General features: G+C 48.6%; 18 protein-coding genes. 9 read left to right on the plus strand and 9 right to left on the minus strand.

Going from position 1 to position 16,439, the window contains the following annotated elements; all coding sequences use genetic code 11:
* Positions 1-28: 28 nt before the first annotated feature.
* Positions 29-1,033, minus strand: coding sequence for an ABC transporter substrate-binding protein (locus ACQKPA_RS09155; RefSeq protein ID WP_427491435.1), 1,005 nt, complete (start codon positions 1,031-1,033; stop codon positions 29-31).
* Positions 1,034-1,351: 318 nt separating this feature from the next.
* Positions 1,352-2,869 carry a carboxypeptidase M32 gene (locus ACQKPA_RS09160; RefSeq protein ID WP_427491437.1) on the minus strand — a complete coding sequence of 506 codons (1,518 nt, stop codon included), beginning with the start codon at positions 2,867-2,869 and terminating at the stop codon, positions 1,352-1,354.
* A 126-nt stretch (positions 2,870-2,995) separates the two neighbouring features.
* On the opposite strand from ACQKPA_RS09160, the gene ACQKPA_RS09165 reads away from it, so the two are divergent.
* The 5 genes from ACQKPA_RS09165 (at position 2,996) to ACQKPA_RS09185 (ending at position 5,508) form a co-directional block, all read left to right on the plus strand.
* The gene (locus ACQKPA_RS09165; protein ID WP_427491439.1) at positions 2,996-3,325 is read left to right on the plus strand and encodes an iron-sulfur cluster biosynthesis family protein; all 330 of its coding nucleotides are present in this window, start codon (positions 2,996-2,998) and stop codon (positions 3,323-3,325) included.
* Between the two features lie 49 nt (positions 3,326-3,374).
* Positions 3,375-3,944, plus strand: coding sequence for a beta-class carbonic anhydrase (locus ACQKPA_RS09170; RefSeq protein WP_427491441.1), 570 nt, complete (start codon positions 3,375-3,377; stop codon positions 3,942-3,944).
* A 204-nt stretch (positions 3,945-4,148) separates the two neighbouring features.
* Positions 4,149-4,727, plus strand: a complete 579-nt coding sequence (locus ACQKPA_RS09175; protein ID WP_100536436.1) for a PadR family transcriptional regulator — start codon at positions 4,149-4,151, stop codon at positions 4,725-4,727.
* Positions 4,728-4,782: 55 nt separating this feature from the next.
* On the plus strand, positions 4,783-5,226 hold the full coding sequence (locus ACQKPA_RS09180; RefSeq protein WP_009591349.1) for a membrane protein: 444 nt from the start codon (positions 4,783-4,785) through the stop codon (positions 5,224-5,226).
* 3 nt (positions 5,227-5,229) lie between these two features.
* Positions 5,230-5,508, plus strand: a complete 279-nt coding sequence (locus tag ACQKPA_RS09185; RefSeq protein ID WP_009591356.1) for a YxcD family protein — start codon at positions 5,230-5,232, stop codon at positions 5,506-5,508.
* A 136-nt stretch (positions 5,509-5,644) separates the two neighbouring features.
* Here the strand turns inward: ACQKPA_RS09185 and ACQKPA_RS09190 are convergent, their stop codons facing one another.
* The gene (locus ACQKPA_RS09190; RefSeq protein WP_427491444.1) at positions 5,645-5,857 is read right to left on the minus strand and encodes a bacteriocin immunity protein; all 213 of its coding nucleotides are present in this window, start codon (positions 5,855-5,857) and stop codon (positions 5,645-5,647) included.
* A gap of 78 nt (positions 5,858-5,935) precedes the next feature.
* Entirely contained in the window at positions 5,936-6,538 is a 603-nt protein-coding gene (locus tag ACQKPA_RS09195; protein ID WP_427491446.1) for a TetR/AcrR family transcriptional regulator, read from the minus strand.
* 168 nt (positions 6,539-6,706) lie between these two features.
* On the opposite strand from ACQKPA_RS09195, the gene ACQKPA_RS09200 reads away from it, so the two are divergent.
* The 3 genes from ACQKPA_RS09200 (at position 6,707) to ACQKPA_RS09210 (ending at position 9,894) form a co-directional block, all read left to right on the plus strand.
* Entirely contained in the window at positions 6,707-7,264 is a 558-nt protein-coding gene (locus ACQKPA_RS09200; RefSeq protein WP_427491448.1) for a hypothetical protein, read from the plus strand.
* 126 nt (positions 7,265-7,390) lie between these two features.
* Positions 7,391-9,229: a UbiD family decarboxylase gene (locus ACQKPA_RS09205; protein ID WP_427491450.1), complete on the plus strand. Its 1,839-nt coding sequence runs from the start codon at positions 7,391-7,393 to the stop codon at positions 9,227-9,229.
* Between the two features lie 122 nt (positions 9,230-9,351).
* Positions 9,352-9,894 carry a GNAT family N-acetyltransferase gene (locus ACQKPA_RS09210; RefSeq protein ID WP_427491452.1) on the plus strand — a complete coding sequence of 181 codons (543 nt, stop codon included), beginning with the start codon at positions 9,352-9,354 and terminating at the stop codon, positions 9,892-9,894.
* A gap of 25 nt (positions 9,895-9,919) precedes the next feature.
* On the opposite strand, the gene ACQKPA_RS09215 is transcribed toward ACQKPA_RS09210, so the two are convergent.
* On the minus strand, positions 9,920-10,717 hold the full coding sequence (locus ACQKPA_RS09215) for a formate/nitrite transporter family protein (RefSeq protein ID WP_216531057.1): 798 nt from the start codon (positions 10,715-10,717) through the stop codon (positions 9,920-9,922).
* A 270-nt stretch (positions 10,718-10,987) separates the two neighbouring features.
* Here ACQKPA_RS09215 and ACQKPA_RS09220 point away from each other — a divergent pair, with 270 nt between their 5' ends.
* Positions 10,988-11,584 (plus strand): YjgB family protein, encoded by a 597-nt coding sequence (locus tag ACQKPA_RS09220; RefSeq protein ID WP_427491454.1) that lies wholly within the window; start codon positions 10,988-10,990, stop codon positions 11,582-11,584.
* Between the two features lie 99 nt (positions 11,585-11,683).
* Here the strand turns inward: ACQKPA_RS09220 and ACQKPA_RS09225 are convergent, their stop codons facing one another.
* From ACQKPA_RS09225 to ACQKPA_RS09240, 4 genes are all read right to left on the minus strand, one after another.
* Positions 11,684-12,685 carry a phosphotransferase gene (locus tag ACQKPA_RS09225; RefSeq protein ID WP_427491456.1) on the minus strand — a complete coding sequence of 334 codons (1,002 nt, stop codon included), beginning with the start codon at positions 12,683-12,685 and terminating at the stop codon, positions 11,684-11,686.
* 49 nt (positions 12,686-12,734) lie between these two features.
* Positions 12,735-13,517, minus strand: a complete 783-nt coding sequence (locus ACQKPA_RS09230) for a DeoR/GlpR family DNA-binding transcription regulator (RefSeq protein WP_427491730.1) — start codon at positions 13,515-13,517, stop codon at positions 12,735-12,737.
* Positions 13,518-13,706: 189 nt separating this feature from the next.
* Complete coding sequence (locus ACQKPA_RS09235) at positions 13,707-14,690, minus strand: formylglycine-generating enzyme family protein (RefSeq protein WP_427491458.1); 984 nt, start codon at positions 14,688-14,690, stop codon at positions 13,707-13,709.
* A gap of 82 nt (positions 14,691-14,772) precedes the next feature.
* A complete protein-coding gene (locus tag ACQKPA_RS09240; RefSeq protein ID WP_427491732.1) occupies positions 14,773-16,233 on the minus strand; it encodes a sulfatase family protein in 1,461 nt (486 codons plus the stop codon).
* Between the last annotated feature and the right edge of the window lie 206 nt (positions 16,234-16,439).

Genomic DNA, 16,439 nt, shown 5'->3' on the forward strand with positions numbered 1-16,439 from the left:
CTTCGTTCTATGGATTAGGCGTACTTCATCATTTGGCTTGTTTCGCTTTCTCGGCAAAGCTGTTGTTGACGATCGTGTCAGGCGCTACCCGTTCTTGCAGTTCTCCTGCCTGCTCCATCACGTCCAGCAGATTGTTCCATTCCGCCTCGTCCACGATCGGATCGGTGGCATAACTGCCTTGCTCCTTGTAACGTTTAACGGAGGACACTACGATGTCGCGGTCGCTATCCTTAAAATAAGGCATGATCGCAGCCGCAATATCTTCCGGGCTGCTGGCATCCACCCATTGCTGTGCCTTGTAAAGGGCATTCGTAAACTTCTGCACCGTTGCATCGTTTTTGTCGATAAAGCTCTGTTTCGTCATGAATACGGTATATGGCAGTCTTCCGCTTTCAACGCCAAAGGAAGCAACCACCTTGCCTCGGCCTTCTTTTTCAAAGATGGAGGCCTGCGGCTCAAAGAGCTGAACAAATTCACCGGTGCCGGAAGCATAAGCGGAGGCGATATTCGCAAAATCGATATTCTGAATCAGTTCCAGGTCCGCATGCGGATCGATTCCTTTTTTATTCAGGGTAAACTCGCCTGCCATCTGCGGCATTCCGCCTTTGCGCTGACCGAGGAATACTTTACCCTTCAGGTTGTTCCAGTCAAAAGCGCCTGATCCATCCCTGGCCATTAAAAATGTCCCGTCTGTCTGCGTCACCTGTCCGAAGTTAATGACCGGATCTTCAGAGCCCTGTTGATACACGTAAATCGAAGTTTCCGAACCGACAAGTGCCACATCGATGGCTCCCGACAGCAGGGCCGTCATCGTTTTGTCTCCGCCAGGGGTCGTCTGCAGCTCGACATCAAGCCCCTCTTCCTTAAAAAATCCTTTCTCCAATGCGACATACTGCGGCGCGTAGAAGATCGAGCGCGTCACTTCGCCGATCTTGACCTTCGCAGCCGATCCGCCGCCACCGCACCCGGCAAGCGCCACTCCGCAAACAAGCAGCATGGTTAACGCCCGCCCCCACCATTTTTGACGCTTCATCGTAACCCTCCATTCCCATTGACCCTTTGTTTCTTTTCAGCATATGCATGTGCCTGCCCAAAGGTTAAACGCCTGATAGAGTATGCCGGCGGATGTGTTGATTGGCATTATACGCATTTGGAAGGAAATAACATATCCCTGATCCAAGATTACTCGGAACCACGAATCATAACATAAACGTCTATTAACGCATCTTCACAGAAGACAGACCGTGTTTAGAGGAATTTTTTCTAGAGAGAAAAGGATGGAAGCCCTCGAAGGTGATACTGTCTTAAAACAAAAAAAACGCAGCCACTTGGGCTGCGTTTATTATGTGGATCAAAGTTTGTAAATCTCTTTATACTTCTCTTCGAGATAATCGGCCAAATAGTCCGGATTCAATTCTTCTCCGGTGACGCGTACGATGATCTCGGACGGCTTCTCGCTCTTTCCGTACTTGTAAACCTTGTCCGTCAGCCATTCCTTGATCGGAGCCAGGCTCCCCTCTTCGATGAGCTGGTCGAGGTTCGGCATTTCTTTGCGCATCGTGTAAAGGAACTGAGCCGCATACATATTGCCGAGGGAATACGAAGCGAAATATCCGAAATCGCCACCGGACCAGTGAACGTCCTGCAGAACGCCCATTCCGTCATTAGGCGGCATAATGCCGAGGTATTCTTTATACTTCGCGTTCCAAGTCTCCGGCAGATCCTTCACGGCCAAACCTTCGTTAAAAAGTTTCTTCTCGATCTCATATCGAATGATGATATGCAGGTTATAAGTAAGCTCATCCGCTTCAATTCGAATAAGAGAATTCTCTACCTTGTTTGCGGCCAAATAGAAATCCTCGATATCCACGTCCTTCAATTGTTCAGGGAAATGCTGCTGCAGATCCGCAAAATACCGGCGCCAGAACGGACGGCTGCGACCAATCATATTTTCCCACAGACGGGACTGAGATTCATGGATGCCCATCGAGGTACCGCCGGAGAGCGGCGTACCTGCAAGCTCCTTATCGATATTTTGCTCATAAAGGGCATGCCCCCCCTCGTGCAAAGAGCTGAATACCGCACTTAGCACATCATCTGGAAGATACATGGTCGTGATGCGCACGTCTCCAGGGTTCAAGCCTGTCGCAAATGGATGCACGCTTTCGTCCAAACGTCCCGCTTCAAAGTCGTAGCCCATCTGCTCCAGCAGGAACAAGCTGAATTTCTCCTGCTGCTCTTTCGGGAACAGCTGTTTCAAGAAGTCCGTTTTCGGCTTGTAGGGCGATTCCTGGATCGCATGAACCAGCGGTACCAGACGCGCTTTCAGGCGGTCGAAGATGGCATCCACCTTTTCCACCGTTAAATCCGGCTCATACATATCAAGGAGTGTATCGTATCTGGTGTTTTTCACGCCCCAATAATCAATAAACTCTTGCTTGAATGCAACGATCTTCGTTAAGTATGGCTCGAAACCTTCAAAATCGCTGTTCTTCTTCGATTCCTCCCACTTCGTCTCCGATTGTGCGGCGAGAATGGAATACTCCTGGAAGCGTTCAGGCGGGATGGATTTGCTCTGATCGTACACCTTCCGCACTTCCGCAATCATGCGGCGTTTGCGATCATCCAGCTGCTCTGCCTGTTTAGGCTCCGCAAAAAATGATAATAGCTGTCCCATCTCTTCCGATATTTGCAGTTTAAATGCCTCTGTAGATAAAACCCCGATCGTTTCCGAACGGATTTCGGTTCCCTTGCGTGGAGCACCCGTCCGTAAATCCCAATGAAGTAGGCCAATAGCTTCGTAATAACTCATAATTTTGCGAACCAATCGATCAAATTGTTCCCATTGTGGTAAATGTTGTACTGCCATTCGGGCACACCTTCTTTTTTTATTAGGATTTTTCTTTACTCTATTGATGATACTTTTTACAAGGTATATAATCAACTTCCAGAAAGAATAAATAACAAACTACATATAAAGGAGTGTCAGGAGGCCGTGAATATTCAACTCACCCGGCAAGCCGAGCTGAAGCTTAAGGACAAGCTCGGGGACAAGCCGGGCTCAATCAGGCTGATCTATGACACGGAGGGATGCGGATGTGCCGTCAACGGCGTCCCAGGCCTGCGTATTGTAGATGAGCCGACGCCGGATGACCTTACTGTCGAAACGGAAAGCCCGGTAACGTTCATCGTGAACCGCAAGCAAGCTGTTTTCTTTGAAGAGAAGATGAAACTCGATGCCGATCCGGCTGCCTACGCCTTTCGTCTGGACAGCAGCGGACAGCATTATGGCACCAATATCCAGGTAGTGGATACCAGAGCGTGAGCAACAGCATTCTAAATGAAGAATAGATACAAAAGGAGAGAAAAAATCGATGGAAAAACACCTTAACAGCATACTGGAACACAATCGCAGCTTTGTAGAGAATAAAGAATACGAATCCTATCTGACAGGGCGTTTTCCTGAGAAGAAACTCGTGATTATTACCTGCATGGATACGCGCTTGGTCGAACTGCTCCCTAAAGCGATGAATTTCAAAAATGGCGACGTCAAAATCATTAAAAACGCCGGCGCGATCATTTCACAGCCCTTCGGAAGTGTTATGCGAAGCGTCATGGTTGCACTGTACGAGCTGCACGCCGAAGAAGTCATCGTTGTGGGTCACTACGAATGCGGCATGGCTTCACTGAACGCTGAGGATATGATCCAGCATATGAGAGACCGCGGCATATCCGATGAAGTGTTATCCACGCTGGAAAACTCCGGCATCCGCTTATCCAAATGGCTTCGCGGTTTCGATAATGTTACGGATGGCGTAAAAAATACGGTGAGCCTGATCAAAAACCACCCGCTTCTTCCTCCAAACGTACCCGTTCATGGCATGGTCATCGACCCTAACACCGGCGCGCTTGATCTGGTCGTTGAAGGATACGAGAACGAATAAATCAATCAAAGTCAAATGGAAGCACAAACGCGTACGCGTTTGTGCTTTTTTAGTCACAATTTTGCCAAAAGCAGAGAGAAAGCCCCCTCCCCCAGTTGTCAAACCATACAGTTTCAGTGTACACTTTTTATCAACCGGACCGATAGGCGAATTATCATTCCTGTCTTGGCGTCCACGATATGCGTTTCAAAGGGAGTTATGTCCATGAATACGTTGTCATACGGCTTGTTAGGGTTACTAGCAAGAAGAGAATCATCAGGATACGATTTGATGCTTCGCATACAGCCTTTTTGGCAAGCCAAACACAGTCAAATCTATCCACTGCTGTCCAGCATGGAGGAGAAACAGCTGTTGTCCTCGCACTGGGTCCAGCAAAGTGATAAACCGGACAAGAAAATCTATGCAATTACAGAAAAAGGCATGCAGAAGCTGCGTGAATGGATGTACCAACCGATCGCGCCTGCAGTCACCAAGGATGAACTTTCTCTTCGAACCTTTTGCCTGTGGCTAACGGAGATCGGCATCGCCGTCGATATTTTCGAGGACCGCAGAATCGGGTATCTGGAGAAAAAACGTTATTATGAGCAGATTTTAGAGGGAATTCCGGAGGATACCCGCGAGATTGGAAGCAAGGCTTTCAGCAATTACGTACTCGCTACCAAAGGGCTGATGATGGCTGAAACCGAGCTGAAGTGGTGTGATTGGGTACTGGAATTACTGAGACGGCAGCAGCATACAACAGCCTCAAAACATGGTCGCACAAATTTTGAAACCTTATCGTGACTCGCCCGTATTACTCTTTATACTCTAAATTTACTGGGAGGTTCGACAGAACACGATGAAAAAAGTATTGACGATTCTTGTAGCGATTACACTATTCTTTGTAGCGCTGACACCTGATTCCGTAGATGCAAGAAGAGGCGGAGGCGGTTTCAAATCCGGAACCAAGTCATACAACAGCACTCCGAAAAAGAATGATACCAATAATGTGCAGCAAACAAACAACCGCTCCAATACAGGGGCAGCCGCTAACACGAAAAAACCAGGATTTTTTAGCGGCGGCAGCTTGATGAAAGGACTTATGATCGGCGGTCTGGCTGGTTTGCTCTTCGGCAGCATGTTCGCCGGCATGGGCTTCATGGGCGAAATCATGGGATTGCTCATTAACCTGATCGCAATCTGGGCTTTGATTATGATCGTTATGGCTGTTGTACGCGCCGTGAAGAATCGTCGTAAACAAAACGAACCTCGCGACAACAACAATCACAATAATCGGTACTAATCCATGGTTCTGAGCATGGATGAAATCGTCAATGCGGTCTGCCTTCATCAGGCGGAACGCAGAGGCGTCAAACCAACGGATGTATCGCTTGAGCTTAGCTGGGACGAAGATACCGGATATACGGCCGAAGTATGGGTCAACGGAAGAACGCAATATTTGATTGAGGCTAACCTCATCGAAGCTATTCTCCGTTACCTGCACTCCGAGTACAATATTCGCGCATACAGCGAGCAGGTAAGACTTGAGCTGGAAGACGAAATTATCGCAATCGTTCAGCAATAATACCATGAATCGATAAAGCAGCCGCTTCGCTACTATGCGAAGCGGCTGCTTTTTTGATTACCTAAGATAAGTTCGTACATATGATATCCCCTACTCGCGTACAGCCGAGGCACCAAATGCACGATCATCAACGAGCTCATAGTACGATTGGCTTATAATTTAATGCCTTTTCAACGATTTCCTCAGGTGTCAGATCTTTTTCCGGCCAAAAAATCATATTGCTAATATCGGGGTGGGGAACATTCCGCTGCAGCAATTCGATCCATTCCCCCACCTCTTCCTCGCTGCCTTCCCCATTATACAGACTTGTCACCAGATCAACGATTTGCGCTTTCGTTAATTCGTTCATGTACGGCTCCTTTCTTGTCATCGATCCAGCGCCGAATAAATTCCTTCTCAGGCTTATTCAACCGCTCCCCCCTCGGTATCAACTGCCTTTATGTTTTTGTCCGGCTAAACCGTAAAAGAAAAGCTCCAGCAAGGTTTCCATGCTGCCGTTGACATGTTCTTGGTTCCCCGAATCCCAGCGTCGCCCCAGCTCATTCATGAACATCGAGAAGTACAGCATCGTAACCTCTTCGGTTTGATCCTTATGAATATAACCTTCTTGTTTCCCCATCGCGACAAACTTCATAAAAAAATCTTTCACCTTCTCCTCGCTGTACTGCTGGATGGTCAGACTTATGCCGCGCTCCTCGGAGGTTTGGAAATTCCGAAACTCTTCCGATAAAAAGGTCAGATTTTTAGCCTCCAACAGCATGATTTCTTGGGTCTTTTCGGCAAATGAACGCCCGGAATCCAGAATGCGCTCATACACTGCCAACTGCTTGTCCGTCCAATCCATGATCATATCTATATATAGCTGATCTTTGGTTCCAAAATAGTTATATATCGTTGCAGGTGACACGCCTGCCTGTTGGGCGATTTCGTTAACGCTAACCTTTTGGTAACCGTGCCTTGAAAAAAGCTGGAAAGCGACAGCGTAGATTTGTTCCATTTTTTTATGCTTTCTGCGTTCATACCCGTTCATGTGTTCTCCACCTCAAATGAAGTATAAACCAAGTTTTAGAGTGATTCAATGTTTTCACTACAAAACAATTGACATTCACCTACTCAAAGTTATAATCTTTTTGTAGCACAACACTTTATTCACTACATAATTATAAATTAAAGTACGGAGAAATGAGGGCGGTATGACATGAAAGCAATAAGGATTCCTTCGATTCTGCATGAGGTTTTCGGTGAACAGCAATCCGTTGGCACGATTCTTGTCATCTTGGCGTTAGGCGGATGTCTGACCATAACGGTAAGCCTTGTTTTTCCGGATATCCTGCATTCTTTGCCTTTATGGCGAGGTATCCTTGCTTTATTGCTTATTTTCGATATTTTCTGCGGCTGTATCGCCAACTTCACCCGCTCGACCAGTAATTTCTATGCAGCCCGTAAAAAACAACGGATTGTGTTCATCGCGATTCACGTTCATATTCTCCTGGTAGCCGTATTGCTGGATACCGACATGGTGTATGCGATGGGAATATGGGCATATACCATCGCTGGAGCTGTGATCGTGAATGCGCTGATCGGGAAATCATCGCAGCGTTTTATAGGAGGCTTGCTCCTGTCGGTCGGCATAGGAGGTACGTTCTTGCTGTCCAACATCCAGCCCTACATGTTATTGGCCGGAACCCTGTTTATGCTGAAAGTATTGTTCAGCTTTGCTGTCGATCATTATGGGGGAGCAGAACAACGGGCATGAATTCTGCCCCACACTCTATCAAGGGCCGTTTCCATTCTTTTAATCTATATCGGGTGTCATTGACCTGTGCTCCGAGATTGTCGATAATAGTAGAATAAGTTCACTATCTTCGATTGGAGCTATGTAATGAAATATCATAATCTGGAAGAATGCATTATGGATCTGGAGAAACATGGGCATTTGGTTCGTATACATGAAGAGGTTGATCCTCATTTGGAAATGGCAGCCATACATATGAAGGTCTATGCCGCAGGCGGCCCGGCGCTGCTGTTTGAAAATGTAAAAGGTTCAAAGTTCCGCGCGGTCTCCAACCTGTTCGGGACGATCGAGCGCAGTAAATTCATTTTTCGGGATACCTTTGAATCCACGCAAGACGTAATTGCGCTGCGCAACGATCCGATGAAGGCGCTCAAAAATCCGTTCAAATATATCGGAACAGGATTAGCAGCTAAAACCGCGTTACCTATCAAAAAAACGGGGAATCTGCCACCTGGGTTTCAGGAAATCCAAATTTCTGATATGCCGCTAATTAAACATTGGAAGGACGATGGCGGTGCTTTTGTCACGCTGCCTCAAGTCTATTCGGAAGATCCGGAGAAGCCGGGCGTCATGAATTCCAATCTGGGCATGTACCGGGTGCAGCTTACTGGCAACGAATATGAAATGAACAAGGAAGTCGGCATCCATTACCAGATCCACCGGGGCATCGGCATCCATCAAGCGAAGGCTAATAAATTGGGGCAGCCGCTTAAAGTAAGCTGTTTCATCGGGGGCCCCCCTGCCCATACGATATCAGCGGTTATGCCGCTGCCGGAAGGCATGAGCGAGCTAACCTTTGCCGGCTTGCTGTCCGGACGCCATTTCCGGTACAGCTATGTTGACGGCTACTGTATTAGCCACGATGCGGATTTCGTCATTACAGGGGAAATCCATCCCGGCGAAACCAAGCCCGAGGGACCTTTTGGCGATCATCTGGGCTATTACAGCCTGGTCCATCCGTTTCCCGTCATGCGAGTGCACAAGGTTTACGCCAAACAGCAGGCCATCTATCCATTTACGGTCGTCGGAAGACCGCCGCAGGAAGATACGTCCTTCGGCGAACTGATTCATGAGCTGACCGGCGGTGCCATCCGGCAAGAAATCCCGGGTGTCAAAGAGGTGCATGCGGTGGACGCTGCAGGGGTACACCCCTTGCTCTTTGCCATCGGCAGCGAACGATATACCCCTTATCAACAAGTAAAACAGCCGGCTGAGCTTCTCACCATCTCCAACCGGATACTGGGCACGGGCCAATTAAGCTTGGCCAAGTATTTGTTCATCGCGGCTGAAGAGAAAGAGCCTTTAAGTACACATCGCATCGAGGACTTCTTGACCTATATGTTGGAACGCATCGATTTGCAGCGGGACATCCATTTTCAGACCAATACCACGATCGATACACTCGATTATTCCGGGACCGGCCTCAACACCGGCAGCAAGGTCGTATTCGCGGCGGTCGGGGATAAAAAAAGGGATTTGTGCCATGAGGTGCCTGGAGCCCTGAAGGATCTGCCCGGATACTCGCCAGCAAAATGGATCATGCCCGGCATTGTCGCAATCCAGGGAGCCCCTTTTACGAGTTATGCCGAAGTAAAGCAGGAAATGGAGAGCCTAAGCGATGCAATCCGCGAGCGAGGTTCGCTCCCGTCTTGTCCGATGATCATTCTGTGCGATGACAGTGAATTCATGAGTGCGACAGTGAATAATTTCCTGTGGGCAACCTTTACGCGCAGCAATCCTTCCCATGACATTCACGGTGTGAACAGCCGCTATGAACACAAGCATTGGGGCTGTGATACGGTCATTATCGATGCCCGTACGAAACCGCATCAGGCCCCGCCATTAATACCGGATGAAGAGGTCGAACGCAGCATCAAGCGTTTATTTGCGGACGGAGGCAGTTTAAGTCGTATTCCGATACGATAAGAGCGCCGGGAGATCCTAAAGCGGACTACTAAGATTAAAATGTATGCAATATAAACGGGCTGGTCCTTTTAAGGCCAGCCCGTTGTTATATAATATTTTATTTTCTACCTGGGAGGAAGAACATGTTTCCGATACTAGAGACCAAACGATTAAGGCTGCGGGAGATCCAGCATCTGGATGCCGGGGCTATCTACAGCTGCTTCTCGAATGATGAGGTCACTCGATATTACGGACAAGACACACTGACCACCCTCGAGCAGGCTCTCCAATTCGTTGAGCTCTTCGCTAACAACTACAAGGAGAAACGCGGGATTCGATGGGGCATCGAAAGGAAAGATGCCCAGGGTCTCATCGGCACGATTGGGTATAACGTATGGTCCCCGCGGCATACGAGGGCCGAGATCGGATATGAATTACATCCTGAATTCTGGGGGCAAGGTTATGCAAGCGAAGCCGCCGCTGCCGTTATCGCATATGGTTTTCAAGAGCTTGGTCTGACACGCATCGGTGCCGTTGTTTTTATCGAGAACCAGGCTTCCCACGCCCTCCTGACCAAACTCGGTTTTGAAGCGGAAGGTGTTCTTCGCCAATATATTTATCAAAATGGCGCAGCACACGATACGCGGGTGTACTCATTATTGAAGAACCAGCTCCATTTGCGTTAGAGGTTGAGCATAAACCGCCGAAGTTTTATTCACCCGGGGATTCCTTCGCATCCAGAAACGGTTTGTTCACAAAATAATACATAAAACCCATCAGCAGCACGCCGCCAATCAAATTGCCAATCGTTACCGGAATCAGGTTATGCAGTACGCCTTCCAATGAAATCGTGCCGGGATGATTCAGCACGAGCGCAATGGCAAAGGTGCACATATTGGCAACGCTGTGCTCGTATCCGGAAATGAAGAAACAGAATACAAACAGCATCATGGCAAACATTTTGGCCCCGTCGCCCTTCAATGACATGGGGATAAAAAAGGCAAGGCACACGAGCCAGTTACACAGAATAGCCCTGAAAAACAGCTGCACCGTCGGGGTGGTCATTTTGTGCTCAACCACATCAAGCAAAAAACCGTTCACGGATGAATCCATGAAAAGTCCGGTCAAGAATATCAGGAGCGCAAACGTGCACGCCCCCAAAATATTCCCCGCGTAGCTGAAGACCCACAGCTTGACGACCTCCAGCCACCTTAATTTCTTGCGCAGAGCGGCATACGTGTAGTAGAACGTGTTCCCCGTAAACAAATCCCCTCCCCCATACGCGATTAGAATGATCGCCGCGCCAAACGTAATGGCGGCCATCGGGTAAGTCAGAGGGGAATGCTCCAAATAAAAGAAGTTGCCTGTCTTAAACGCAACAATGACGCCGAAGCCGATAAACATGCTGGCGAGCATGGAGCGGGCGATGTAACGGAGATGGCTTTGTTTGAAAATTTTGTGTTTTTTGAGAGCGAGCTGCTCCACCTTGAGTAATGATTCGGTTTCCATAATTCCTCCTGAAAAAATCGGTTCTATATAGATTACACGATTTTTCCAATAATTCATATCACCTCATGCATCATTACCCCATTCTCCCCGATGAAACATACATGGTGGGCAGAACTCGATCCGGACCGGGTATCAATTCTGATATTTCATCTTCATAGAATCGTAACCCAATACCGCTTCGCTTCCACTATTATGGGAAGATAAGTTTGACATACTTGTTTGATGCACATTGCATATGGTAATTAGTTGTTACAAAGGAGAGGATACAACATGAACTTGAAACATCCAGCAAAAAAAGCAATCGTCGCCTTGACCATGGCAGGCGTCTTTGGCGTAAGTGCAATCGGCGTAAATCATGCTGTTTTTCCGCTTCAGCAAGCAGAAGCCGCCACGGCGGCAAATGCCGGCGATTATGCTGCGAAGCAAGCGCTCAAGACGCTCAACAGCTTTTATAAACCCGCTTTAAAGGGACAATTCCCTGGAGCCGTCAGCGGTTTAACGATTGGCAAAAATACGAAGCAGGACGTGTACAAAGCCATTGGCGAGCCTTCCGTGCCTGGCAAGCATGCCGACGCCTTCGATGTATACGGGGCTAACATGGGGAATCCAGGCTACGCCTTTTCCTATAAACTGAACAAAATCCGCGAGATTCGTTATTTTGGCACGAACGTGGAACGGCAGACCAACATTGGCGGCATCACCATGAAAATGCTGAAGCAGAACTGGTTTGCACCGGATGCCACAACCACTTTCAAAACCGGGAAAATTAAACAAACCAAGCTCACTTACAACCGGGGAGATTACAAATTGGAGTTCATCTTTAACAGCAGCACAGAACTGGACCATATTAATCTGCTTAAAAAATAACCGTGATTGGAACTCTTACTATCCCAATAGCATGTCCAGGAAACATCAGAAAGGCCCGGTCTCTTAGAGAGCCGGGCTTTTCGGATTCATGAGAGATTTTCACAGCAAACACTGAAACAACATATCATCCAGCCACTCCTGGCTGTATTCCATCCGCTTAAATCCGGCAGCCAGCATATCCACTTGTTCCCTTAACACATGAGACTCATCGATCCCTTCCCGATAGCGGCTCAAAAAATGAAGAAATACATCCACCATACGCAAGCGCATGAGAACCGGAATCGCGCCAATCTCCTCGTCGCTCAGCCGTACGCCTTTGGCAAAACCTTCGCAAAACTGCCTTATGGCCTCCCTCTCGTCCGCCATTCCCATAAATCCCGATATGACGACCGCAGGCTCCATCGCTCTTACATCCTGTGTACAAAATTCAAAATCAAGCAAAGCGCTCACCGTGTGCGGGTGCTCTGCGTCTACCAGCAGGTTCGAAAAGTTCAGGTCGCCATGAACCAGCTGCTGCGGCAGATTTTTTAGAGATTCAAGGCTGCTGCATATATCGATGTATGCTTCTTTTAGCAAATGGAGTTCCTCTCCTTGATCCTTGAATGCCGGTGGCGGCTGCTTGCAAAAATCAAGAATGAACGCCTCGTTGCATACAGGATAAGACTGAAGCAGCTCGTAATACGGCGGGTACACCGGCTTCATTCCGATTGAACAAACCGCCAGGGCATTCACCAGCTCCCCCGTCTTCTCCCCGAAGGAATACACTGCTTGAATGCTGCCTTCTTCCGGACGCACTCCCTCAATGTAGGCAAATAGGCAGGCGTAACGCTCACTCCCGTCCTGAACCTGAACCATCTTATTGCCAGACATGGATGGAATTGGAGTCGGAATCTTAAAGCTCAGCGGCACCCGCTGCAGCAAGTCCAGTACCGCAAACTCGAATTCGATTCTTGCCCTGTCTCGATGCGTATTGTAAATGCGCATGACCGAACGGCGTTGTTCATTATGAATAAAATGGGTCGTATTGTTCCAGCCCGTTGGACCTTTAACCAGTTCACCGTTCCACTCTGGCCAGTACGCTTGCAGAAGATGCTGAATCATGATTTAACCTCTCTTACCTTTTAAATCTAAAGTTATATCGAATGGATCGTCATGTCTGTGCAACTTCTTCCGTTTTCGCCACAATGACCTTTACGCCAAGCTCCTGAATTCGGTCCATAACCCCCTGATCCGCCTTCTGATCGGTAATTAACACATCCAGATCTTCGACGGCGCCGGCTCTGGCAAAGCCATCCTGTCCGAGGATCCGATGCGTTGCCATGCCAATTCTGCGGCGGGATACGGCAGAGACCGCGCGTCCAAAAGCGGCAACTTCAGGAGTTGCCACGAATATTCCCTCATCGGAAATACCACCTCCGCTAACGAAACTGATATCAAATTTAAATTGACGAATAAATTCGTTAGCCAGCACGTCCGTGATATTTCCGGAAGGCTTCACCCGTCCGCCAATTAAATAAGTGTCAATCCATTCACGCTCGCGCAGGGCATCCGCTACACGCATGCAGTTGGTCACGATCGTTAAGGGCATCTGTTCCGGAAGATGCTTCAGCAGCAAGTAGGTAAGCGAACTGCTGCCAATGAATAACGTATCTTTTTCTCGGACGTATGAAACGGCTAAATGAGCAATGGCGTGCCCTTCCGGAGAGCCTTCACCATACCGCTGTTCCGGAGCCAAGGGCGGCTGCCTGACTTTCATGGAGGGGATGGCGCCTCCGTGCGTTTTCTGGAGTAAGCCTTGCTCCTCCATGATTGTCAGATCCCGACGAATCGAATCAATCGATATTTCAAATCGCTCGGCCAAGTCCTTGGCAATCACCCGTTTATCTTGATGCAGCAAAGCAAGAATTTTCTGACGACGTTCCTCGGCAAACATTCCTGATTGATCTTGCACCATACGCTTATCCTCCTGTTTATTCATTTAATTTCCACTTTCCACCTCAATTATATTCATTTATGTTCTGTTTTTCAAGTGAAATCCTTCAATTTTATTCATTTATATTCATTTTTGCACGTGTGATATTCGGACCACTCTTCATTATCATAATATAATCGATTTCATACTCTAATTTCTCTGCCTCACCACACGGAAACCGCAATTGCCCGTCGAGCTGTCGGGCGTATTCCCGCTGCGTGCCGCGACTCGATAACGGTTGCAATAGGATCTGTGGCACAGGTACGAACCGCCGCGCATTGACCTTCTACCAGTAGACTCACCAAAGAACGGATTGATAGTCGAGGTCACCTGATGATATGACGGGCTGAACCAATCGCTGCACCATTCCCATACGTTGCCGGACATGTTATACAGTCCGTAACCATTCGGTTTATAGGCATCCACCGGCGCGGTTCCGATATACCCGTCGCTGGCGTTATTTTTGACCGGAAATTTGCCCTGCCATATGTTGCATCGATGTTCCCCGTCCTGCTTCAACAGATCGCCCCACGGATAAGTCCTGCCCTCCAAACCGCCGCGAGCCGCATACTCCCATTCCGCTTCGGTGGGAAGCCTCACGCCTGCCCAACGGCAGTATGCCATGGCATCGTTCCAGGATATATGTACAACCGGATGATCCATCCGGTCTTCGATGCTCGAATCCGCTCCCTCGGGTGTTGCCCAATATGCACCTTCGACCACCAGCCACCAGGGCACCTCTTGCGGAACTTGTGCAACTCTTGCCTTGGTCTCCTCCGAAGCCAGCAGTTCAAATACAAACGACCATCCGAAATGCTCCGCTTCCGTGACATAACCGGTTGCTTCCACGAAGCGTTGAAACTGTTCATTCGTAACGGCATACGGTGAGATTTCAAATCCGGAAACGGTTACGCTGCGAGCCGGCCCCTCGCCGTCACGCGGAAAGCCTTCTTGCGAATTCGTGCCCATCGTGAACGTCCCTTCAGGCAGCATGATCATGTCGGTGTGGAGATTAGGAAAAGGCTGTTCATGATACTCATCTTCTCTAATATTCCCAAGCTGCTCCTTCTGATCGGTTTTCACTAACTGCACGTTCGCTCTGGACCCGACGCAGCAAGAATGTTGTTCTCCCATCCTAAGTTCCTCCTATGATTGATACAGAGAACAGGACAACCACTATCGGAGCGGTTATCCTGCTTCACATTAACTATTAATATTATACGAATTCCTGCGGATGGCGACGCATCAATTCCGGAACCGCTTCACCTCGGCCCGTGTTCTTCAAACGCTCGATATACCGGGGCAGATGACCTTTGGCATGGTAAGGTCCCCCCTCCTTCATGACCGTCCACAATGGATCCACGTCAAACGGCATCGTTGACATCATATGATCGTGCCACTCATTCAGCAGGTAAACGGCTTCCCTGCAAAGATCCGGCCTTTGAGAGGCCTGATTGTGCTGTTCATGAACGTCCTCGGTAATATGGAACAGCATTTCTTTGTCGAACAGATGATAGCCGTCATGATACGTTCGAATGTAGAGCCATTCTCCAAATCGCACGCTTCGCTGACAGACATGGGCGCATTGAGAAACCACCAGATACTCCCTGCCGCTGCCTTTTCCACTTCGCAAACTCTCCGCATAACTGATGCCATCCCAGCTTCGTGCCGGTGCAACGTTCAAATATTCCGCCATCGTTGGCAAAAGATCCAGATGATAGTGGAGCTCGCGATCCGTTATCCCCTTCATAATGCCGGGCCCCCGAATGATCATCGGAATGCGGCAAGTGCCCTGATCGGCTGTGCCATGTTCGCCATAAATCCCAAGCTCCCCCATGTTCTCGCCGTGGTCCGCGGTAATGATGACGATCAGATCATCCATCACTCCCTTGTTCTCCAACAATTCAAAGATGGCGCCGATGTGCTCGTCCATATGGCGAATGCCGCAATCATAGCCATCCACCATGGTCCGCAAATCCTCCATCGTCCTGATCTCGCCGGGATGACGCGGAAAATCGGGGGATACTTCACTATTATACATGTTAATTTCGTTTACCCCATGCGGGCCGACCTTCTTCTGATGCTCCTGAAGCACCTCTTCAGTAATCCAATCGGGAAGAGGTTCATGCTCGAACGGATTTCCCAGCGACTGGGGTGCCCGATACGGTGTATGCGGATCCCAGAAGTTCACATAGAGCATCCAGTTATCTTCATCGGCGTTACGATCCAGCCAATCCAGCACGACCGGAGATACTTCTTCTGCCGACTCCAAGCCGCCCTTACCTGTATTATACATTTCATTGAAACCCGCATAGAAGGTCCAGGCGGAATGGCGTTCTCCGAACGGACTGATCAACGCGGTTTTCATGCCGGCACGGCGGAAAATTGAGGGAAAGCTCTCCGAAGCCAGCTTGTCGCGGAAGTCCCGGGTGATACCTTCATGGCGCACATCGGCAGCCGTGCCTCCATGACCGACGACACCGTTATGAATGCCGAACTTACCTGTCATTAATGCGGTTCTTGAAGGAAAACATGGAGCATCCGAGGTATAGTAATTGTCAAAACGTACGCCCTCCGCCGCAATTCGGTCAATATTCGGCGACGTATTCCGATGATAACCATAACAGCCTAAATGATCCGGCCTGGTCGAATCCAAATCCAGCAATAATACTCTCATATCCTCATCGATTCCTTCCTCATCTGAATTCACTTGATATCTCTCAAGACCCCACATGTTAGCGTTTACAATTTTTCTGCATTTGTTTGAAATTATAGGCCGCGATCCCTGCAGAGTCGATGTACATTTCGTCACTATGTTGTACGATTCCACTCCGATTTGAAATAACAAGATCACATAATCGAATCAATGAGTACTCAAATGAA

It is taken from the genome of Paenibacillus sp. NPDC093718, assembly GCF_050279985.1.
Classification (GTDB): domain Bacteria; phylum Bacillota; class Bacilli; order Paenibacillales; family Paenibacillaceae; genus Paenibacillus_AQ.